The 437-nt window shown below is 69.3% G+C and carries 1 pseudogene; it reads right to left on the reverse strand.

What is annotated here, in order from left to right:
* Positions 1-437, reverse strand: a pseudogene (locus I6F36_RS38870) (monooxygenase); the annotation flags it as partial.

The raw sequence follows: 437 nt of genomic DNA on the forward strand, positions 1-437 counted from the left end.
GGATAGGCGACCAGATGCGCGTGCGGTCCCATCCAGAGTTGCACCCGCGGCGAAGTGTGTCCGCGCGGCAGAACCTTCGCATCGAGCGTGCCGCGCCAGGCGATCAGGCCGGAAAACCGCGGCCGCAGTTCCGGGAACAGGCGGCCACGCACGGACGACCAGATGCCATCAGCGCCGATCAGCGCAGCCGCTACTTGATGCTGCCGCGCATCGCCGCGGCGCGCCACCACGGTCAGTTCCCCGGCGTGGTCGTCGATATCCTCGAACTGCCAGCCCAGCCTCAGTTCGATGTCGGGATGGTCCTCGACCGCAGCCTGCAGCGCTCTTTGCAGATCGGCACGATGCATCACCCAATAGGGTGAGCCGGCGCGCGCGCTTGCGGCCTCGCCGAGCGGCAGCCGGGCGATCTCGCCGCCGGCGCGCGCGCTGATGATGCT

The sequence above is a fragment of the Bradyrhizobium sp. BRP19 genome, assembly GCF_020194195.1.
In the GTDB taxonomy this organism is placed as follows: Bacteria; Pseudomonadota; Alphaproteobacteria; order Rhizobiales; family Xanthobacteraceae; genus Bradyrhizobium; species Bradyrhizobium yuanmingense.